The organism is Mesorhizobium sp. M0029 (assembly GCF_040323735.1).
Taxonomy (GTDB): Bacteria; Pseudomonadota; Alphaproteobacteria; order Rhizobiales; family Rhizobiaceae; genus Mesorhizobium.
This window is the reverse complement of record NZ_JAMYVF010000003.1, coordinates 391,763-411,850: the sequence shown is the minus strand read 5'-3', so window position 1 is coordinate 411,850 and position 20,088 is coordinate 391,763. Positions and strand designations below refer to the sequence as shown.

The 20,088-nt window shown below is 64.6% G+C and carries 13 protein-coding genes; 9 read left to right on the top strand and 4 right to left on the bottom strand.

What is annotated here, in order from left to right:
• Positions 1-26 precede the first annotated feature (26 nt).
• From NKJ76_RS07970 to NKJ76_RS07960, 3 genes are read right to left on the bottom strand one after another with little or no spacing between them, the layout of a single operon-like run.
• A complete protein-coding gene (locus NKJ76_RS07970) occupies positions 27-1,190 on the bottom strand; it encodes a hypothetical protein (RefSeq protein WP_023704807.1) in 1,164 nt (387 codons plus the stop codon).
• Between the two features lie 10 nt (positions 1,191-1,200).
• Positions 1,201-1,626: a DUF6484 domain-containing protein gene (locus tag NKJ76_RS07965; RefSeq protein ID WP_023682625.1), complete on the bottom strand. Its 426-nt coding sequence runs from the start codon at positions 1,624-1,626 to the stop codon at positions 1,201-1,203.
• Positions 1,627-1,633: 7 nt separating this feature from the next.
• Positions 1,634-3,967, bottom strand: a complete 2,334-nt coding sequence (locus NKJ76_RS07960) for a type VI secretion system Vgr family protein (RefSeq protein ID WP_352537152.1) — start codon at positions 3,965-3,967, stop codon at positions 1,634-1,636.
• A 271-nt stretch (positions 3,968-4,238) separates the two neighbouring features.
• Here NKJ76_RS07960 and tagH point away from each other — a divergent pair, with 271 nt between their 5' ends.
• The 8 genes from tagH to NKJ76_RS07920 all read left to right on the top strand — a co-directional run bounded on the left by tagH (position 4,239) and on the right by NKJ76_RS07920 (position 18,667).
• The gene (gene tagH / locus NKJ76_RS07955; RefSeq protein ID WP_352537151.1) at positions 4,239-5,261 is read left to right on the top strand and encodes a type VI secretion system-associated FHA domain protein TagH; all 1,023 of its coding nucleotides are present in this window, start codon (positions 4,239-4,241) and stop codon (positions 5,259-5,261) included.
• 250 nt (positions 5,262-5,511) lie between these two features.
• On the top strand, positions 5,512-7,038 hold the full coding sequence (gene tssL / locus NKJ76_RS07950) for a type VI secretion system protein TssL, long form (RefSeq protein WP_352537150.1): 1,527 nt from the start codon (positions 5,512-5,514) through the stop codon (positions 7,036-7,038).
• Positions 7,035-10,556, top strand: coding sequence for a type VI secretion system membrane subunit TssM (gene tssM / locus NKJ76_RS07945; protein WP_352537149.1), 3,522 nt, complete (start codon positions 7,035-7,037; stop codon positions 10,554-10,556). Before tssL ends, tssM begins: the two co-directional genes overlap by 4 nt.
• Positions 10,557-10,713: 157 nt before the next feature.
• Positions 10,714-11,472 carry a PP2C family protein-serine/threonine phosphatase gene (locus tag NKJ76_RS07940; protein ID WP_023692196.1) on the top strand — a complete coding sequence of 253 codons (759 nt, stop codon included), beginning with the start codon at positions 10,714-10,716 and terminating at the stop codon, positions 11,470-11,472.
• Entirely contained in the window at positions 11,469-13,922 is a 2,454-nt protein-coding gene (locus NKJ76_RS07935; RefSeq protein WP_352537148.1) for a serine/threonine-protein kinase, read from the top strand. Before NKJ76_RS07940 ends, NKJ76_RS07935 begins: the two co-directional genes overlap by 4 nt.
• Positions 13,923-13,933: 11 nt before the next feature.
• Positions 13,934-14,395: a DUF1036 domain-containing protein gene (locus tag NKJ76_RS07930; protein WP_023667922.1), complete on the top strand. Its 462-nt coding sequence runs from the start codon at positions 13,934-13,936 to the stop codon at positions 14,393-14,395.
• A complete protein-coding gene (locus NKJ76_RS07925) occupies positions 14,392-16,788 on the top strand; it encodes a M23 family metallopeptidase (protein ID WP_352537147.1) in 2,397 nt (798 codons plus the stop codon). The genes NKJ76_RS07930 and NKJ76_RS07925 overlap by 4 nt, the downstream gene beginning before the upstream one ends.
• Positions 16,789-17,053: 265 nt before the next feature.
• Entirely contained in the window at positions 17,054-18,667 is a 1,614-nt protein-coding gene (locus NKJ76_RS07920; RefSeq protein ID WP_352537146.1) for a caspase family protein, read from the top strand.
• Between the two features lie 79 nt (positions 18,668-18,746).
• On the opposite strand, the gene NKJ76_RS07915 is transcribed toward NKJ76_RS07920, so the two are convergent.
• Complete coding sequence (locus NKJ76_RS07915) at positions 18,747-19,283, bottom strand: OmpA family protein (protein ID WP_352537145.1); 537 nt, start codon at positions 19,281-19,283, stop codon at positions 18,747-18,749.
• A 228-nt stretch (positions 19,284-19,511) separates the two neighbouring features.
• Here NKJ76_RS07915 and NKJ76_RS07910 point away from each other — a divergent pair, with 228 nt between their 5' ends.
• On the top strand, positions 19,512-20,075 hold the full coding sequence (locus tag NKJ76_RS07910) for a DUF6931 family protein (RefSeq protein WP_023687008.1): 564 nt from the start codon (positions 19,512-19,514) through the stop codon (positions 20,073-20,075).
• The last annotated feature ends 13 nt before the right edge of the window (positions 20,076-20,088 follow it).

Here is a 20,088-nt window from a genome sequence, read left to right as displayed (position 1 = left end):
GACAAGCCTTCCCTCGGCGAAAGCGATCACATCCACGCCGGGAACTTGCGTGTCCTGCGCCAGTCTGCCAGCGGCGCCTCGGGCGTGGCGATTGCCGCGCGCAACGCATCCACCCTGAGCCTGCGCATCGAACGGAACAGACGATGGTTGCGCCCGCCGCGCCCTTCGTCCCACCATGCTTCGACGCGATCGGCGGCCGGCAGCGAGCTGTCGTCGAGTTGGGCAAAGCCCTCGCCAAGAACAGCTGGATCGGCAACGAAAAGGTCGGTGTCGCCGAAGTCCACCTCGAACAGATCGCGAAGTGCTGCACCCGCTGCGGATGCCAGTTCCGGCTCGCGCATCTTCTCGATCAGCCACGGCACCACCGCTTGGTCGCCGAGCAGCCCGATCGATGCCGTGGCCGCGATGCGCAAGACAGGCTGTCCGAGACGTGATTGCAGCCAGGCCTTGCCGGCCTTCGGCGGCGTCGTCAGCAGGCGCAACTCGATCGCCGCCTGCGCATGGTCCGTCTCCGTCAGCACGATCTTGTCGATCACCGAGTGCGCGGACCGAGCCTCGCCAAGCAGGCAAGCAGCGAAGGCGGCCGCAAGACGTTCTTTCGTTGTCTCGCCGTCAAGCCCAGCCAGGACTTCCGGAAGCAGGTCGCGCCGCCTGAGCACGCCGGCGAGCCGGACGGCGCGCCAACGCACGTTCGCATTGGAATGGCTGGCCAGATCATGCAGGCGCTGTCCCGGATCGACGCGATGATGCCAGAGCGCAGATAGCCCAAGACAGCGCAGCCGCGCGTCGCGCGTGTCCAGCCACTGCGCCACGAACGGGCGCAGGTTTTCGCCCGGCGTGCGCGCGATCGCGGCAGACAGGCTCGATATGCCGGCGTCACCTAGGCTTGCGCCCGCGTCGATTGCAGAGGTCACCAATTTGGCATCGCTCCAACGCATTGCCAGAGTGCCAAGCACGAAAATCTCGCCCGGTTCGGCGTAGTCGGCGAAGCGCGCTTGAGCAGCTTCCCAACCGGCCTTGCCGGCTGCCATGAGCCCTTCGAGATTGGCTTCGAGACGCTGGTCGATGCGGCCGATATCGGTCTCGTCGAGGATTGGACCGTCGATCTCCAGACGACGTCGAAGCCACAGGAACGCCGCGTCCTCGGCGTGTTGGTCCACGATCGCCGCAATGGTCGCGATGCTGTGCATCGGCAATGCCTCAGTTAAGATGCACGGCCCCGCCGCGGATGCGGTTGGTGCCACTGGCCTGGCTGGTCAACTGGGTGCCACGAATGGTCACGCGTCCATTCTTCTCCAGAATGATCGATGCCAGGCCGCAGCGCAGTTCAATGCGCTCATCGCCGTTGATGACGACACGTTCGCCGTCGCGGACGACTTCGAGGCTCCTGCCGCGGGGCGCAGGATCGACGATGCGCCCGACCACCAGCGGCCGCGCCGGGTCGCCGCCCTCGAAGAGCAAAGCCAGTTCGGATCCGACGGCCGAAACGTCCAGCTCCGTCAGGCTGCGCGCCGCTATCGCGGTCTCGCGCGGATTGCCGACGAAGACAACCAGCGGCGCCCCGCCTTGGAAGCCGATCAGCAGGCCGATCACGACGCCGTCGATACGCTCCAGCACTTCCATGATGATGCCCTCAATTGTTGTTGATCGTGCTGCCCTTGACGATCACCTCGCCGTCGGCCTTGACGGTGATCTTGCCGCTGCCCTTGAGGGTAATATCCTTCCCATCAGCGACAATGGTGCCATCCTTTTTCATCGTGATCGAGGCCGAACCGCATTTGAGCGTGATCGAGTCGGCCGCCTCGATCATCAGATTCTTGCCGACCTTGATCACACTGTCTTCGGCTATCTGGATTCCGCTGCCTTTGCCGACCTTGAGCGCGTGCCCGCCGCCGACATCGGTTGCGTCGTCCGCAGCGATTTTTGCCGACCTGCCCTTGCCGATCTGCGACGACTGTGCCCCGCCGATGGTGAAACTCTGATCGGCGCCAACATTGACGCTTTGCGCCGCCGCGATGTTCCAGCTATCAGCCGCGCCGATATCGTGGCTCTGCGCAGCACCTACGGTGACCGACCGCGTCGCACCGATCGTGTTCGTCTGCGGACCGCCCACAGTTCGGGTCTCGGATGCTCCGACCGAATCGACCCGCGCCGCGCCAACAGTCACCGTCTGCACGATCGCGACGGTCTGGGTGTGGTTGGCGCCGATCGTCTCGGTCGAGTTCGAGCCGATGTTGATCGTCTCATCGACCCCCACCGTCAGTGAGCGGTTCTTGCCCACCGTCTCGGTGTCGTTCGACCCGATATTGGTCGTCTGGTCGACGCCGACCTTGACCGTCTTGTTGTTGCCGACGTCCTCGTCGAGGTTGTGGCCGACGGAGTGCTTGGCGTCGTGGTCGATGCGGTCGGACTGGTCGTGCTGGACCAGCTTCTGGCGATCATTCTTGATCAGAAGGTGGTGGTCCTTCTGCGCCTGGAAGTTGACCAGCTCCGAGCCGGCCTTGTCCTCGAACATCAGTTCGTTGTAGCCGCCACCGCCCTTCGACGAGTTGGACTTCCAGCCGGACTGCGTGGCGTTGCCAGGCAGTCCGTAGGGCGGCATCTGCGAGGCGTTGTAGACCCGGCCGGTGATGATCGGCAGGTCCGGATTGCCTTCGATGAAATCGACGATCACTTCCTGGCCGATGCGCGGGATCTGGATGAAGCCCCAGCCGCTTCCGGCCCAGGTCTGCGACACCCGCACGAAGCAGGAGCTCTTCTGGTCCTTCTTGCCGAGGCGGTCCCAGTGGAACTGCACCTTCACCCTGGCATATTTGTCGGTGAAGATCTCCTCGCCGGACGGACCGACGACCGTCGCCGTCTGCGGCCCGCGCATGATCGGCCTTGGCGTGATGCGCGGCGGCCGATAAGCAACTGAGGTCGGCGCCACACCGAGCACCACCTTGAAATTCTCGCCATCGGTGTCGACGCCGGCGCGATAGCCCGGATCGAACAGCCGGTACTCGGCGCTGATCACCAGATACTCCTTGTTCTGGTCGTCGCGCGGAAAGCCGTCGAGCTTGAAGGTGCAGCCGGAGAACAGGCCGCGCACGGTGCCGACAGCGGCAATGCGCATATGCGGCGCCTGGATTTCTTCGCGCCTGATCGCCGCCAGGCTGTCGCCGCGCCCGACTTCCAGATGCGCGCCGGGGTGGCGATAGTTCTCGCCGGCGGCCTGCTTGTGGCCGAAGGGCTGCGCCGACTTCGCCATCAAATCGGCGGCGGGTTTTTCGAAGTCATAGTCGGTGTGGGCATAGGCGCCGGGGCGCACCGCGCTGCCTGGAATCCAGTCGGTGATGTACTCGACGTCGCGGCGCGAGCCCTGCCCTTCGAACTGATAGAGCACCGTCTCATAACCCGGCGTCGGCTTGAGCTTGCTCATGGCGTCGGCCAGGATCAGTGTGTGCTCACCCTCGGCATGCTCGAAGAAGTACATTATGCCTTCATGCTCGAGCAGCCGCTGCACGAAATCGAGGTCGCTCTCGTCGTACTGCACGCAATATTCGCGCGACGGATAGGAGCCTTGCAAGCGCTTCTCGAACTTGGCGATGCCGCCATATTTGGAGAAGATCTCCTCCACGATCTCGACGGCAGTCTTGTCCTGGAAAATGCGGCAGTCGGTGGTATTGCCGAGGAACCACAGCCACGGCCTGACGACCGCCTCGTAGTGAGCCAGCCGATCTTCGATGCGGGTAAGGCGAAACTCGGCGATGAGGCCGCTGAACCAGCGCTTGGGGTCGGCCTCCCCTTCGATCGAAACGGCGCCGCCCAGCATCTTCAGCGGGTCGATATCGGCATTGGTCGAGACAAATCCAACGGTGTAGGCAAGGCAGCGGCTGATCTCGTCGCGGCCGACGAGATGCGTGAAAGTCAACAGTTCGGCGCCGACCGGCGTCTGCACAAGCGCGGCGCGTTGTTCACTCGGCATGGGTCGTGCCCCTCCTGAGCGCTAGTGTGGCAGGTTCGAAGCCCTTCTTGTGTTAACGACCTCACGTTCAGGGATATTCCGCAACTTGCCACCCAAGCCATGTTGAGCCTACCACATGTTCTATGGCAGACCAAAGAGGACAAGCGGCAGGCAGTTGCTGTTTGCGCCGCTTTCGCCAGTGTGAAACGCCGCTCTCCCGCTGTGCCCGCAAGCTGCTAGACTGTGGCACATCGGATCAATGGAAACGGCAGCGGTCGACGGTCCATAGCGCATGTTCATCAGTCTGCAGATCAGCAATGTCGATGTCCTGCCTGCCGGGCTGCCGCCCGGCTACGCATCGCGCGACCGCGGCTTCGAGATCGGGCGGGAGAACTGCGCCTGGACCTTGCCCGATCCGGACAAGTTCATCTCCGGCCGACATTGCGAAATCCGCTACGAAGGCGGTGCCTTTTTTCTCCACGACGTCTCGCGCAACGGCACATTCGTCAACGGCTCGAGCCAGCGCCTGACCGGCCCGCACCGGTTGGCGCAAGGTGACCGGCTCCGGATCGGCCGCTATATCGTCTCGGTATCGATCGATGACGGGAACCCAGCCTTCGGCGGCCATGGTTCGACGCAACGGCAGATGCCCATTGCTGGATCCTTTCCAGACCGTGCCGCTTCGCCACGGCCACCGACCGCGCCACCCGCTTCGGTCTCCAGCCGGCCGCAGCAAGCCGACGAGATCCTGCGCGCGATTGCCGCCGGCGCCGGCATTCCGCCAGAGGTGCTTTTGCTGCGCCAACCGCAGGAGGTAGCCGGCGAGATCGGCGCGGTGCTGCGCATCGTCGTCGACGAGCTGGTGTTGCTGTTGAAGGCGCGCGCCGCTGCAAAAGTCCTGGCCAAGACCAGCGACCGGACCATGATCAATCCCGCCGACAACAATCCGCTAAAGTTCGTGCCGGGGACAGACGAAATCCTCGACATCATGTTCGCGCGGCGCAGGGCCGGCTATCTCGATGCCAGGCACAGCATCGAAGACGCTTTCCACGACCTCAAAACACATGAATTCGCCACCTTCGCCGCCATGCAGGCAGCGCTGTCGCGGTTGCTTGACGATCTGTCGCCCGAGGCGATTGCGAAAAAACTGCCGCCATCCTCCTTTGCCTCGAAGAAAACGCGCGCCTGGGACGCGCTGGTCGCGACCTGGCGGGCCAAGGAGGAAGCGCACGAGAATGGCATGCTGGACATATTCCTCACCTATTTCAGTGAAGCCTATGCCAAGGCCGCCAAACCGAAGACCGGCAAGGGCTAAGCCCGCGCACCGCTGAAGACACCGTGAAGGCGACCCGAGCACGGGCCGGCCACCAAAATTGCGCCGGGTTTCCATCGCAACCTTCTGAGACTACGATCACATACGACGATTGAGCACGCGGGTACGGTTGGTCGACCTCGGGGGTCTGCGGCACATGTCATGTCACGGCGAGATAGCGTCCTGCGGTCCGCGTTTGCGCGGACATGGCGCTGTGCGTCGCGGCGCGCGGGCGTAGAGGCAGGGATCGGCGATGAGCTCGAAGGATGATCCTTTCGATCCGACCGGCAAAACCGTCATCCGCCCCAGCCGCCCCAATCCCGGCCGCAAGCAAAAGACGGTTCTCGCCCGCGATGCGCCGGCCCCCGGCAGTACGGTGATCGCCCCTGCCAGCGTCCCGGAACCCACGGTTTCCGATCCCAACGCCGGCCGCCAGCCGCCGTCCGACGTCACGGGGACGGTGATCTATCAGGGAACGCCCTTCGCCAACGCGCCGGCCGATCCGCCCGTTCACGGCTCAGCCGGGACGGCGGGGAAACCGCCATGGGATGCGCTGCTCGGCGCCAGCGATGCCGTCGATTATGGCGCGGCCAACCCGATCGTCGCTGCCGCGGCGCCCTTGCTGATACTGCTTGGGCATCTGCGGCTGATGGCTGTCGAAAGACCGGCCGAGCCGCTGGCGCAGCATGTCGCCGGCCTGATCGAGGATTTCGACCGCAAGATCGCCAGGACCGATACCTCGGAAGAGGATGCGCGCATCGCCAGCTATGTGCTTTGCGAAACCGCCGACGATATCGTCGCCAATCTGCCCGGTTCCAGCCGGGATGCGTGGGCGCAGGACGCCATGCTGCAGCGCTTCTTCCAGGTCAAACCCACCGGTGCCGGTTTTTTCCAGGCGCTGAACACGGTGCTGGCGACGCCGGAACCTCATCGCAATCTCATCGAGCTGATGCATGTCTGCCTGTCGCTTGGCTTCGAAGGCCAGTATCGCGGCCAGCCGCGCGAGAGCCTCGAACGGGTCCGCCGCGACGTCTACGAGACATCAGCCTATTTCCGCGTCCTCGGTGACGACGACATCTCGCCGCGCTGGCAAGGCTTGTCGGTCACATCGGCGCAAGGCTCCAGACGGGTTCCGCTCTGGGCCATAGCCGCTGCAACCGCGGCAGTTTTGACCGCAGCCTTTTTCACGCTGCGCGTGCTCATCACCAATGATGGCGAGGCTGTTGCCAGCGAGTTGCTGGCGCTCAATCCGGCGACGCCGGTCACCATCGAGCGCACCGGCTTCGTCCCGCTGACCGAGGAGGTGAAGGTCGTCGCAGCGCCAACGACGATTGCGCAGGTCGATCGCATCCGCACTGCCTTGGCCAAGGAGATCGAAGCCGGCGGCGTCAGCGTCGGCACCAAGGGTGATTTCATCATCGTGGAAATCAGCAACGCCCTGCTGTTCCAGTCGGGACGAGCCGAGGTCAAACCGGAGTTCGAGCCGGTGGCCGCCAGCATCGCGGCGGCTCTCGATGCGGAGCGCGGGCCGATCCGGATCGTCGGCCACACCGACAATGTCAAACCGAAGAAGACCAGCGCCTTCAAATCGAATTTCGACCTCTCCGTCGCACGTGCCCAGTCGGTGGAAAAGAGGATCGCAGCGCATTTCAGCGATCCGTCGCGGACAAAGGTCGAGGGCAAGGGCGAGGACGAGCCCATCGCCGACAATGCAACGCCGGAGGGCCGCGCCAAAAACCGCCGTGTCGATGTAATGATCCCGCGGGAGGAGATGCTGTGACCGGCTGGCTGCTGCGCATCTTCAGCGCGCTCGCGCTCGCCGGCTTTGCAGCCGCGGTCTGGTACGCCGGCCCGTTAATCCGCTTTGCCGGCGCCCGGCCGTTGGATCCCATCTGGCTGCGGGCAGCGATCATCGGCATCGTCGTCGGAACGGTGGCGATCATCTATGCAACCCGGTTCTGGCGCAGGCGCAAGGCGCAGAAGGCGCTGGAGGCCGCCATGGCCAGCGCCGAGGATGACGGCAGCGATGCAAAGGTGCTGGAAGCTCGCATGAACGAAGCGGTCGCGACGCTCAGGCAATCGAGCGGCAAGCGCAACTTCCTCTACGACGTGCCCTGGTACATCGTCATCGGCCCGCCGGGCGCCGGCAAGACCACCGCGCTGGTCAATTCCGGCCTGAACTTTCCGCTTGCCGGGTCGGGCCAGGCGCAGCCGGTGGCAGGCGTCGGCGGCACGCGCAATTGCGACTGGTGGTTCACCGACGAGGCGGTGCTGATCGACACGGCCGGGCGCTACACGACGCAGGATTCCCATGCACGGACCGACAGCAAAAGCTGGCTGGCGTTCCTGTCGCTGCTCAAGCGGCACCGGACGCGCCAGCCGATCAATGGCGTCATCCTGGCGATCAGCCTTTCCGATCTGATGGCGGACAGCGAGCAGGCGGCCCGCGTCGCCGAGATCCGCAGCCGCCTGCAGGAAATCCACGAGGTCCTGAAGGTCCGCTTTCCCGTCTATGTGCTGTTCACCAAGGCCGACCTGGTCTCCGGATTCATGGAATATTTCGGCGGTTTCGACGAAGCACGCCGGCGCAAGGTGTGGGGCGCGACCTTCCAGACCGCCGAGCGCGGCCTGAACATGGTCGCGGAAGCGCCAGCCGAATTCGACGCGCTGGTGAAGCGCCTGACCGAAGAGATGAGCGAGCGGCTGCAGGCGGAGACCGATCCGGTCGCGCGCATCGCCATTTTCGGCTTCGCCGCGCAGCTCGGTGCGCTGAAAGGCCGGATCGTGAATTTCCTCGAGGGCGTTTTCGAGCCGACGCGCAAGCAGCTGAACGCCCCCCTGCGCGGCCTGTATTTTTCTTCCGGCACGCAGGAAGGCACGCCGATCGACCAGTTGCTGGGCAGCATAGGCCGCAGTTTCGGCAGGAATGCCCAGGCGCATCTTTCCGGCACCGGCAAAAGCTTCTTCCTGCACGATCTGTTGAGCCGCGTCATTTTCGCCGAGTCCGGCTGGGTGTCCTATGACAGGGCGGCCGACAGGCGCGTTGCGATCGCCCGCTACGCCGGCCTGACAGCGATCGCGGCCATAGCGATCGCCGCGCTTGGCGTTCTCGGCCTGAGCTTTACGACCAACAAATCGCTGGTCGCCGCGACCGGCCAGGCGGCAGGCCAATACCGCGCGACAGCCGCGCCGCTGCTGGCCAGCACGACGGTGTTGGATGCCGACCTCGAAACCGTCATCGGCGCGCTCGATGCGCTGCGCGGCCTGCCGGCCGGCTACGATACGAGAGACCAGCCCACCCCGGCCACGGCGACGTTCGGCCTCAGCCAGCGTGAGCGTATCCTTTCGGCCTCCGAGACCGCCTACCGGCAGGGGCTGGAGCGGATGTTCCGCTCGCGCCTGCTGTTCCAGCTCGAACGCACGATCGAGGCCAGGATGGCCGATCCGATGGCGCTGTACGAGCCGTTGAAGATTTACCTGATGCTGGGCGGCAAGGCGCCGAAAGTGGATGACGAGCTGGTCGTCACCTGGCTGAAGCGGGACTGGGAACAGAACCGCTATCCCGGCGCCCACAATCGCGACGGCCGGGCGCAACTGGAGAAGCATTTGCGCGCCATGCTGGCGCTCGACGATGACCAGGATCCCTCGTTCGAACTCAACCGCGCGCTGGTCGAATCCGCCCAGCGCTCGCTCGGCCGCATGAGCCTTGCCGATCGCGCCACCGCGCTCATCCAGTCGGCCACCTATGCGGCGGCGCTGGACGATTTTTCGGTGTCATCGCAAGCCGGCGCGGAGGCGCCGATGCTGTTCGAGCGCAATGACGGAAACGATCTCGCCGGCCTTCGCGTCCCCGGTCTCTACACCCATGCCGGCTTCGACTTCTATCTGGCGCAACTTGCCAGGAGCGCGCAGGCGCTGGTCGACGATCAATGGGTGATCGGCTCGAGCGGCGAGCAAGGCGGTTTCGACCAGGAATTGCTCAAGCTCGGCCCGGAGCTGCTCGATCGCTATGGCAAGGGCTTTGCGGCGGCGTGGAACGAGGTGCTCGACAGGTTGAAGTTCAAGGCAATGGCCGCCGACAAACCGCAATATCTGGCGCTGTCCGCAGCGGGATCACCGAGTTCGCCGCTGATGCAGCTGTTCGAGGCGATCGCGCGCGAAACAGCTTTGACGCAAGAGCGCAATCCGGCTGCGCCGTCTCAAGACAGCGGCCAGGAAATCGCGGCACGCGCCAAGGGCCTCGCCCGCATCGGCATCGAGCTTGCAGCGCGCAAATCGCAGAGCAGGGCCGGGACCGCCTTTGTCAGTACGCAGAACCAGGATCCCGGCGCCAACATCGAAGCCCAGTTCCGGTCTTTCCAGGCTTTGGTGGCCGGGGCGCCGGGGCAGCGGCCGCTCGACGCCCTGACCCAGAATTTCCGCGAAATCTATCAGAGCGTGCGGCTGGCCGCCGATGTCCCCGCCCAGACGGACCAGGCCAACGCCAATCTGCAGCTGCAGATATCGACTCTACGCGCCAACGCCTCGCGGCTGCCGAAGGCGCTGGCCAGGATGGTGAGCGCGGCGGCGGACGATTTCGAGGGCACCGTCGCCGAAACATCGACCACGCATCTCAACGAGATGCTGGAGGAGACCGTCGGCCGTCCGTGCGAAGAGATGATTGCCGGGCGCTTTCCATTCGCCCCCGCCGGTACCGACGATGTCGCCATGGCGGATTTTGCCAGATTGTTTTCTCCGGGCGGGGTTCTCGACCGGTTTTTCGCGCAGAACCTGGCGTCGCTGGTCGACATGAGCGGCCAGGACTGGGACTGGAAACAGGACACCAGGTTCGGCCGCAATCTGGCGAAATCGACGCTGAAGAACTTTCAGCTCGCGGCACAAATCCGCGCGGCTTTCTTTCCGCTCGGCGGGCCGGTGCCGTCGATCAACATCACCTTCACGCCGCTGTCGCTGCATGGCGATGCCGACATGGCGCTGCTCAATATCGACGGCCAGGTGCTGCAGGCCACCCAAGCCGGCAACACGCCGGGCCTGATTCCGTGGCCGGGCAAGACCGGTTCGGCCAGTCTCAGCCTGACGCCGGAGCTGCCCGGCCGCGAGTCCGCAATCAAGTTCGACGGTCCCTGGGCGTTGAAACGATTGCTGGACAAGGGGCAGGTCACCGCCAATGGCGACAGTCTCGAAGCGCATTTCCTCATCGGCGGGCGCGATGTCGCCTACACGATCAAGACCGGGGAGGACGGTAATCCGTTCACGCTGCCGGCGCTCTCCGCGTTCAGCTGTCCGAAGGCTTTCTGATGGGGAATTGCATGGCAGGACCAGCGATTGCAGGACGCAGAGACAGCGGCGGCACCACACCGTCCGTCATCAGCGGCTTAGATTTCGATACTCTAATGAATGGGGCTGTGGCAGACTGGCCAGGCACGTCAGCCAAGGCGTTGCGGAGCGTAGGCAAGTGAACGATGCCGCCTTTGAGAGCTACGGCGTGAGCCACAAGGGCTGCGTGCGCGACCACAATGAGGACAGCTTTCTGGTCGAGCCGCGGATCGGCCTCTGGGTGGTGGCCGACGGCATGGGCGGGCACGAGGCCGGAGAAGTCGCTTCGGCAAGCATTGTCGAGCATCTGGCGACGATCGGCATCGCCAGTTCGGCGCCGGATCTGCGCGCCCGCTTTGAGGATCGGCTGAACCGGGCGCATGCCGAGATCCGCCGGATTTCGCGCTCACGCGGCGTGACCATCGGCTCCACCGTTGCCGCACTGCTGGCCATGGACGGCAGGTTCGCCTGCCTGTGGTCGGGCGACAGCCGCGTCTATCTCGTGCGCAACGCCGCGATCTCGCAGATTTCGCGCGACCACACCGAGGTCCAGGAACTGCTCGACAGCGGCGCGATCAGCGCGGCCGAAGCGGAGAACTGGCCGCGCCGCAACGTCATCACCCGCGCCATCGGCGTCAACGACGAAATCGCCATCGACTTCCAGCAGGGAGAGACCCTTGCCGGCGACATTTTCATCCTCAGCACGGACGGCCTGACGGCGCATGTCAGTGACGCGGAGATTGCGGCTGCAGTGCTCTCGGCAGCGCCGCAGGCTGCCTGCGAAAAGCTGCTTTCCATGGTGCTTGAGCGCGGCGGCACGGACAACGTCACCATCGTTCTGGTCAAGATCAGAGACAAAGGCAATGGCCTGTCCCGAGCAGAAGGCCGTGACCGATGAGCTCCGACGACAAGACCCGGCTATTGCCCAACATGGCGGATACCAGCGTCGGCACGCAGCTCAGCGGCATCTACGAGCTCGACGAACGCATCGCGTCGGGCGGCATGGGCGAAGTCTATCGCGGCCACAACATCCAGACCGGCGATCATGTCGCGATCAAGATCGTGCTGCCGGAATTCGCCCGCGATCAGACGATCCTGTCGCTGTTTCGCAAGGAAGCCTCGATCCTCAACCATCTGTCGCATGACGCGGTCGTGCGCTACCACGTCTTCACCATAGATCCCGGCATCGGGCGGCCCTATCTGGCGATGGAATTCGTCGACGGCCAGTCGCTGTACGACGTCATGCGCGGCGGGGCGATGGCGACTCCGGATGTGCGCAAACTGTGCCACCGGCTGGCCTCGGGCCTGAGCGCCGTGCACCAGGCCGGCGCCATCCACCGCGATCTGTCGCCCGACAACATCATCCTGCCGGGCGGCCGGGTCGAGCGGGCAAAGATCATCGATTTCGGCATTGCGCGATCGGCCGCGGTCGGTGGCGAGACGCTGATCGGCGGCAAGTTTGCCGGAAAATACAATTACGTCTCCCCCGAGCAGCTCGGGCTCTATGGCGGCGAGGTCAGCGAACAGTCCGACATCTACAGCCTGGGGCTGGTGCTGGCGGCGGCGCTGCGCGGCAAGCCGATCGATATGGGCGGCTCGCAATACGAGATCGTCGAAAAACGGCGGACCGTCCCTGATCTCTCCGGCATCGATGCCGATTTCAGGGACATTGTCGAAGCGATGCTGCAGCCTGACCCGGATGATCGACCGGCCAGCATGGCCGAAATCGCCCGGTTGACGCGCGACGACAGCGACGCAACCTTGCCGCCGGCATCGCTCGCGCCCCGGCCCGGTCTGCCGCGAACCGGGCAGACCGCAGGGCCTGTCTCGAAGGTCGGGGACTCGCCGGCCCAAGGCTTCGGTTCGGCCCCGCCAAGCGGCACGGCGGAGCCGTCTTTCGTGCCGCACGTGCGCCCGGCGCACCTGTCGCAGCCGAAACCGGCTGCTGAAACTCCCAGACGAGCAAGCACACCGCCGAAGCGTGCTACTACAGGCAGAAATCTGACGATCGCGGTGCTGTCGGCGGTGGCCGTGGTATCGCTTGGAGGGCTCTATGCATCGGGTATCGTGGGATTCGGAGACCGGCCTCGCGTCACCGACACCGGCAAGCCGCTCCAACCCGAACTGACAAAGCCGATCGTCGCTGACAAGCCCGTTCCGGACACTGCGCCGGTCGAGAAGACGGTGCCAAAGCCGCAACCAGCGGAGACTGCGGCTGAAGATCAGGCCAAAGCGCCGGTCGAGCCGCAGCCGACGCCACCAGTCGCGTCGAGCGCTACGGCCCCGCTGCCGGCCGCACCAATCGACAAGACCGTCGCGCTGCAACCGCCATCCGGCCCGTCACAGTCCGATGCCGCGAAGAACCCCGAGCCTGTCAGTCCGCCGGTAGAGCCCAAGGCGACAGCGCCGGCCACGCAAACACCTGAACCAACGGCCCAGGCACCCACGCCCACAGCACCGGCGCCGCAACCCACCGCTCAACCGCCCGAGCCCAAGGCGCAGGCGCCTGAACCGACCGCGCAGGCGCCCAAGCCGGACACGCAGGCGCCCAAGCCGGACACGCTGGCCCCCAAGCCGGACACGCAGGCGCCTGAAACGACCGCAGAGCCCAACCCAAGCCGGCCCAACATCGCCAGCGGCGAGCAGGCCGACAAGTCCGCAGAGCCCGACATTGCCATGAACGTGCCCAAGCCGGAGGTGCCGCCACCGGCCGATGCGGCCGCGGAGCGGGTCACCTGGGTACGCGCCTTCAATGGTGGTGATTGTTTTTTTGCGACGGTGACGTCGGCCGCCGACAAGGGCGTCGCGATCGAGGGCTTCGGCACGTCGGTGCCACCCTTCGAACAGTTGCTTGGGGAATTCCAGGCGAAGTTCCATGTCGAGCCGGATATCAGCGTCCGCCTTATCCAGCCCCCGCAATGCGGGATCACCGGCTTCCTGCGTTTCATGGGCGCGAGCACGGCCGACAGGCCGCAGCTTGTCCTCGACCAGACATCGGTGCCGGACGGCTCGCCGATCGACGGCACGCTGATGACGCATGGCGGGCTGGTGTCGAGCGTGTTCCTGATCGACCACAGGGGCATCGCCTTCAACCTCGACGATCATGTTGTCGTACAAGCCGACAAGGCGACCTTCTCGATCCCGATCGGGCTCGGCGCCGCCGACAAGGCGGCAGGCAAGGCGTTGCCGCAGATCATCATGGTGATCACCGGGCCGCAGGACATTAAGGCGGCGGACTTCACAACGCCGACGCCGGCCTCGGTGCTGTTGCCCAGGATACTCGACGAGATCGGCGCCAGGAGTTCGGCATTTTCGGCGACCGCCAAATATTTCCGCCTCGGCGGCTAGCACCGACGCCGATGCAACGTCGTCGCCGAGATCCCGTCCTGCTTGCCCGGAACGTGCGGGTGAAGCTCGCCGCGAGCGCGGTCGCGACGCTGTTGCTGGCGCTTCTTTCCACCGGGCAAGCGCGCGCCGAATTCACCGTCTGCAACCAGACGCTCGACGTCGTCAATCTTGCCGTCGGCCAGAAGGTCGACGATGCCGACCAGACCGATGGCTGGTGGACCATCGGCGCCAATCAATGCGTCAACGTCATCCGCGAGGAGCTGACCAACCGCTACATCTACATCTACGCGACGGATGTGTTCGGCCACGCCATTCTGGCAGGCTCCACCGACATGTGCATCGAGCGGCGGCGGTTCTCGATCCGCGGCATCGATGAATGCTGGCAGCGCGGCCATATCGCGGCGAAGTTTCTCGAAGTCGACACCCAGGAACAGGTGCGCTGGACCTTCTTCCTGACCGGAAGCGCGCCGTGACGCACAGCATCGACACCAGCTTCAAAGCAAAGAAGCAGGCGCGCGCCGCGCTGCGCAGGCGCAGGATCTGGCTCGGGCTGGCGGCTGGCCTGGCGACAATCGTCCTCGCCGCGATTGCCACCGGCTTTTATCTTACCGCCGACTACTGGTCGTTCGGCGACGAAGACGAGGAACTGCACGCCGTCGAAGGCTCGGACGACGTGCCGGCCGACGCATCGGTCTACGTGCCGGCCATCATCGACCTTGCCGGCGACCCGATGTGGATCACACTGGCGCCGGAGGCGGGCGCTGCCAAGAGCCGCGGGATGCCGCGCCCGGCGGAGCTCGACCAGGCCGGCATCTCCCCTCAGATCATGGTTCTCTCCGACGTGATGCTGAGCGCCAGCGAAAAATTCATGACGACGATCCCCTCGACGCAAGAGGATTTCGCTTTCTTTCAGGCGCAGCGGAAGACCGCGGTCGCGCCACCCGCCGAACCCAGCGATCCGCAGAATGACCTGCAGAACGATCTTCAACCATCGCCCGGCGCGGACGGGGCTCCGGCGGCCTCCGGCCCAGCTCCTGACCCGCAGGTCGCTCCGGGTGCATCGGCGGCGGCCGATGACCCCGAGGCCGGCTGGGGCGAGACCATCGATGAGGGCGAAGCAGCACTCCCCGCCTTTCAGAAGACACCGGTCGAAAACAACACCAGCGTTGCCAACGTCAGCTCGGAATACCAGCGCTTCGAGGCGACCCAGGACATTTTCGTGAAAATCCTCAACGACCGCAGCCTGGACAGCGTGGCGCTCGATGCGCATTTTTCCGCCGACGACGCAAAGCTTGCCGGCGAGGCGCTGAAGGCGCTGTTCGACAAGGACGGCCTGCAGCCTGGTTATGTCGTGGCGATGCGCGGCTTTAGGCCGACGCGCGAGACCACGACGATGTCGCTGATGCAGGTCTCGATCTACGCCAGGAACGTCTTTGTCGGCACGCTGACACGCAACGCGGCCGGTGCCTTCGTGTCGGGCGTCGACCCGTGGGTGCGCGAGGACCTGTTCAATTATTCGGGCGCCGAGACCGAAGGCACGCAGAAACGGCAATACCGCCTGCTCGACGCGATCTATTCGACGGCGGCCCGCAACAATGTGCCGAGCGGCATCATTGGCGAAGCCATCATGTATCTGTCGCGCGGACAGGATCTGGATGCTTTCGCCAGCGAGGACCAGCGTCTTGTGCTGATCTATTCGCAGACGCCGCGCGGCAAGAACGAGACCGACGGACGGGTGCTCTATGTCGGTATCCAAGGCACGCAAAAGAGCTTGGATTGTTTCGTTTTCCAGCAGAGCGACGGCCAGTTTTCCTGCGTCTCGGGCGATGACCAGGTGCGCTCGCTGACGGTGGCCAACGGCATGGTGACGCCGGTCAACGGTGTCATGACGTCGACCTTCGGGCCGCGCAAGCATCCGATCCTGGGCGTTGTTCGCATCCACAAGGGCGTCGACTGGGCAGCACCCGTGGGGACCCCGATCGCAGCAGCCTTCGACGGCGAGATCATCTTCCAGGGCGACGGCGGCGGCTACGGCAATGTGATCAAGATCGCCCATGGCGGCGGCCGCGAGACGCGCTACGCGCATATGTCGAAATTCGCCATCGCCAGCGGTGTCGGCACCAAGGTGAAGGCCGGCGACATTATCGGCTATATCGGCACCACCGGCCTGTCGACCGGGCCACATTTGCATTTCGAACTCTATCAGAGCGGTCAGGCGATCGATCCGCTCGGAACAGTGACCGCTGCAATCGCCGTCACTTCCAGCGATCCCGCCGTCGAAACGCTGACCGACCGTATCGTCCACGTCGAATCGGGCGGTAGCGCGCGGGCCAAGAACCCGCTGTCTTCGGCGACAGGCGCCGGCCAGTTCATATCCAAGACCTGGATCCGGATGATGAACACCTATCGTCCCGAACTGGCGCGCTCGCTGTCGACCGCAGACCTGCTCGCTTTGCGCTACGACGCCACCATCTCGCGTGAGATGGTGCGCAATCTGGCGCGCGAGGGCGAAGCCTATCTCAAGGCGCGTGGCCACCAGATCACCGCCGGCCGGCTCTATCTCTGCCATTTCCTCGGCATGGAAGGCGCACATCAGGTGCTGGCGTCGCCGGGATCGGCGCAGTTGAGCGCCGTGCTCGGCTCGTCCGTTATCCAGGCCAACCCGTTTCTTGCCGGCAAGACCGCCAGCTACGTCGTCGACTGGGCGGAACGGAAGATGGGCCGCAAATTGCCGACGCCCGCCACCACCGATGCGGGCCAGCAGACGACGACGGAAGTCCGCCAGACATCGCCGGAGTTCGAAAAATACAAGCAGGCGATAACGGCACTGGTCGGCTCGATCCAAAATACGCTCGAGCCGGGCTAGAGCTGGCAGTTTGCCCCGGCTTTCGCCAAGCCGATTGGTTCTGAGGCCGGCGAATGGTATGTTTGCGGATATTTGGGAAGGTTTTTGGGTCCTTGTGAACCAAAACTGTGGCTGGGATCACATACGCCCAACAGCCATTTTGGCAAAAGCGATACAGTCGCTGGTGAAATTTAGCATGCGCAGCCATCAATAACGCGCCCCATTGGGGCGGAGGGCCGATCCCATGAAAGCGTTTGCCGTCCTTTTGAGCGGATTTTTTCTGTTAATGCTGACCGCGCTTGGCACCGTCCAGGCGGCGGCGCCGGATGCCGGTGGCGTCAAACGCGTCGCGCTGGTCATCGGCAACAGCAAATACGTCCATGCCGTCGAATTGCCCAATCCGGCCAATGACGCGCATCTCATCGCATCGACGCTGCGCAATGCCGACTTCGAGGTGATCGAGGGCGTCGACCAGGACAATGCCGGCATGCACAGCCTGATCAGCAAATTCACCAAGCAGTCCTCCGATGCCGACCTCGCCGTCATTTTCTATGCCGGCCACGGCATGCAGGTGGACGGCAAGAACTTTTTGATCCCGGTCGACGCCGAACTGACGTCACCTGCCTATCTCAAGACCCGCACTGTCCAGATCGACGACTTCATGGCCGCACTGCCGCCCGACCCGGCGGTCGGCGTCATCATCCTCGATGCCTGCCGCGACAATCCGCTGGCACGCACACTGGCGGCCGCGATGCCGAAGACCCGCTCCACCGCGCTGGGCACCGGCCTGGCGCCGATCGACCCTAAATCAGAGGGCGTCGGCACCGGCGGCATCCTGATTGCCTATGCCACCGATCCGGGCGCCATCGCCTTTGACGGCAACGGCGTCGACAGCCCCTACTCGACCGCGCTCGCCAGGCACCTGACCGAACCCGGCGTCGAGATCCAGAGCGCGCTGACGCGGGTGCGCGGCGAAGTGGCCGAGACCACGCAAGGCCGCCAGCGGCCATGGCACAACGCATCGCTGGGCCGCGAGGTCTTCCTTGGCAAACCGGCCGCCGAAGCCGCACCGATGGTAAAACCGGCCGCCGATGACGCGAACGCCGCGGCAGCGCCCGCTCCTGCTCTCGTCACCAGCGAACCGCCTTCGTGGGAAGTCGAGCAGCGGCTTTGGGACGAGGCCTCGAAGCGCAACACCGCGCCATTCTACGAAGCCTATCTCGAACAGTTCCCGAATGGCCGCTTCGCCACGGTGGCGCGGCTCAACATCGATGCGCTGAACGATCCGAAAGCCCAGGAACGGCAGGTGGCAGCGCTCGATGCCGACGAAGCGAACTCGGGTTCTGCCGTGCGCACCTCGGTCGGCATTTCGGACGACATGAAGAAGGTGCTGGGCACCGAGGCGACGGAGAACGCGATCGGTCTCGATCGCCAGGGCCGCATCGACCTGCAATTGCGCGTCGAGGCGCTGGGCAACGAGCTTGGCCGCGTTGACGGCAATATCGGCGCCAAGACCCGGCAAGCGATCGGCGACTGGCAAGAGGGGAACGGGCTGCCTCCGACCACCTTCCTGACGCGCGAGCAACTGGCATTCCTGGTTATCCAGACGGATCCGATGATGGAGGCCGTGCGTGCCAAGCATGAGGCCGACCAGGCCGGCGTGGACAAGCCGAAAAAACAGATGGTGCAGAAGGCCCGCACGCTGAAGCCGGTGGCGGAAAAGCCACGCAAGAAGCAGTACGCCCAGAAGCCGCGCCGACAACAGCAGTTCGTGCAGAAAAGGCGCAACCGGGAGGTCGTGCGCGAGGATGAGCCGCCGCCGCGGGACAACAATGATTTCCTGACCAAGGCGCTGATCTTCGGCACCGGCGTAGCGGTCGGCGGCGTGCTCAAGAACTGATCGATCACATCGAACGACAAAAACGCCGCGTGTCCGTTGGACGCGCGGCGTTGATGGCCGGAAAACGCAGCCGGCGACGCTACTGCGCCCTGATCCGCATCTCGACCCGGCGATTGACGGGATCGTAGGGGTCGGGGTTGCGTGGATTGGCCTCGCCGAGACCGACCGCCTTGATGCGGGTGGCTTCGATGCCGTTGGATTCGAGGAAGGCCGTCACCGACTGCGCCCTGCGCTGCGACAGCCCCTCATTGTAGGTCGCCGAGCCGGATGCGTCGGTATAGCCTTCGACGACGAAGGACAGCTTGCTCAGCCGATCGTCCTTCAGCGCCTTGGCGAATTCGTCGAGTTCGCTGCGCGCCTTGGCGTCGAGCTCGGACGAATCCAGGCTGAAATTGATCAGCATATCGAGGCCGGTCTTCTCCGGAGGCTTTTCTTTCTGGCCGGTCTTGCTCTTGCACTCGTCCTCGGTGCCGACACAAATCCCGCGTGCCGCGCCGTGATCGATCGTGCCGGCAAAGAACTTCACAATGTCTTCCGATTTCTGAAGTGGGTCGGCATAGACGTGAGTCGAGAAAAGCACGGTCGCCAATGCCAAGACTGAAATGTGCCGCTGCATAACGGTTACTCCCGTTTCGAGCATCCGATTTTCACTCAGGCCCGATCCATGGATCCGGGCCAACTCTTCCCTTCGACAATGATCTGTCGAGATCACGGTCGGCTGTGGAATATACCAAACCGTGAGGCGTTTGTCTGTGAACAACGTCATGGACATGTGGTGGTCGACAGACTTGACCCGCGCCTCGCAGGCGGGTTGAGTGAGGGCTGGGGGAGGATAACAGCAGCGATGGTCAACGGGCTTCGATTCCAGACCGCACGCGATCTCTTCGCCGCGAACACGGCTGTCGCCCGGGACATGACGGCCGTTCCGACCGACCAACCCTCGCTCGAGTTCTGCCGCCGGCTGATGGCCGGGCGCATCCCCGAGGAAGCGATTACCTTTTGCGCCTATCTCCTGCCTGACCGGGCCGCAATCTGGTGGGGCCATGAGTGCCTGGGGCATCTGACCGAGCTGCTCGAAGAGCAGGACCTCGCAACGCTGACACTGATCCAGGAGTGGGTCGGCGACCCCAACAATGCAACCCGCCGGGAGGCTGTCGCCGGGGCGGCGATGACGCAGCAGCACACGCCTGCCGGCTGGATCGCGCTAGCGGCGCAACGGCACATCAATGGCCTGACGCCGCAGACCAACGGGTCGAGGCTGCGGCCGCTGCCGGCTGCGCATGCCGTCAATGCCGGCATACTGGCCGGACTGGCGCGGGTTGCGGTGGCGGACCGTTTCTCCGTGCTCACCGCCTTTGTCGAGATGGGCATCCATCTGGCCGAAACCGAGGCGCTGCGCCGAGCCTGATTGCTCTGGATCG

What these genes read in the sequence shown, in the direction of transcription:
- NKJ76_RS07930 (WP_023667922.1), top strand. Translation starts at nt 13,934, where the DNA reads ATGCAACGTCGTCGCCGAGATCCCGTCCTGCTTGCCCGGAACGTGCGG.
- NKJ76_RS07935 (WP_352537148.1), top strand. Translation starts at nt 11,469, where the DNA reads ATGAGCTCCGACGACAAGACCCGGCTATTGCCCAACATGGCGGATACC.
- NKJ76_RS07960 (WP_352537152.1), bottom strand. Translation starts at nt 3,967, where the DNA reads ATGCCGAGTGAACAACGCGCCGCGCTTGTGCAGACGCCGGTCGGCGCC.
- NKJ76_RS07970 (WP_023704807.1), bottom strand. Translation starts at nt 1,190, where the DNA reads ATGCACAGCATCGCGACCATTGCGGCGATCGTGGACCAACACGCCGAG.
- tagH (WP_352537151.1), top strand. Translation starts at nt 4,239, where the DNA reads ATGTTCATCAGTCTGCAGATCAGCAATGTCGATGTCCTGCCTGCCGGG.
- NKJ76_RS07915 (WP_352537145.1), bottom strand. Translation starts at nt 19,283, where the DNA reads ATGCAGCGGCACATTTCAGTCTTGGCATTGGCGACCGTGCTTTTCTCG.
- NKJ76_RS07910 (WP_023687008.1), top strand. Translation starts at nt 19,512, where the DNA reads ATGGTCAACGGGCTTCGATTCCAGACCGCACGCGATCTCTTCGCCGCG.
- NKJ76_RS07920 (WP_352537146.1), top strand. Translation starts at nt 17,054, where the DNA reads ATGCTGACCGCGCTTGGCACCGTCCAGGCGGCGGCGCCGGATGCCGGT.
- tssL (WP_352537150.1), top strand. Translation starts at nt 5,512, where the DNA reads ATGAGCTCGAAGGATGATCCTTTCGATCCGACCGGCAAAACCGTCATC.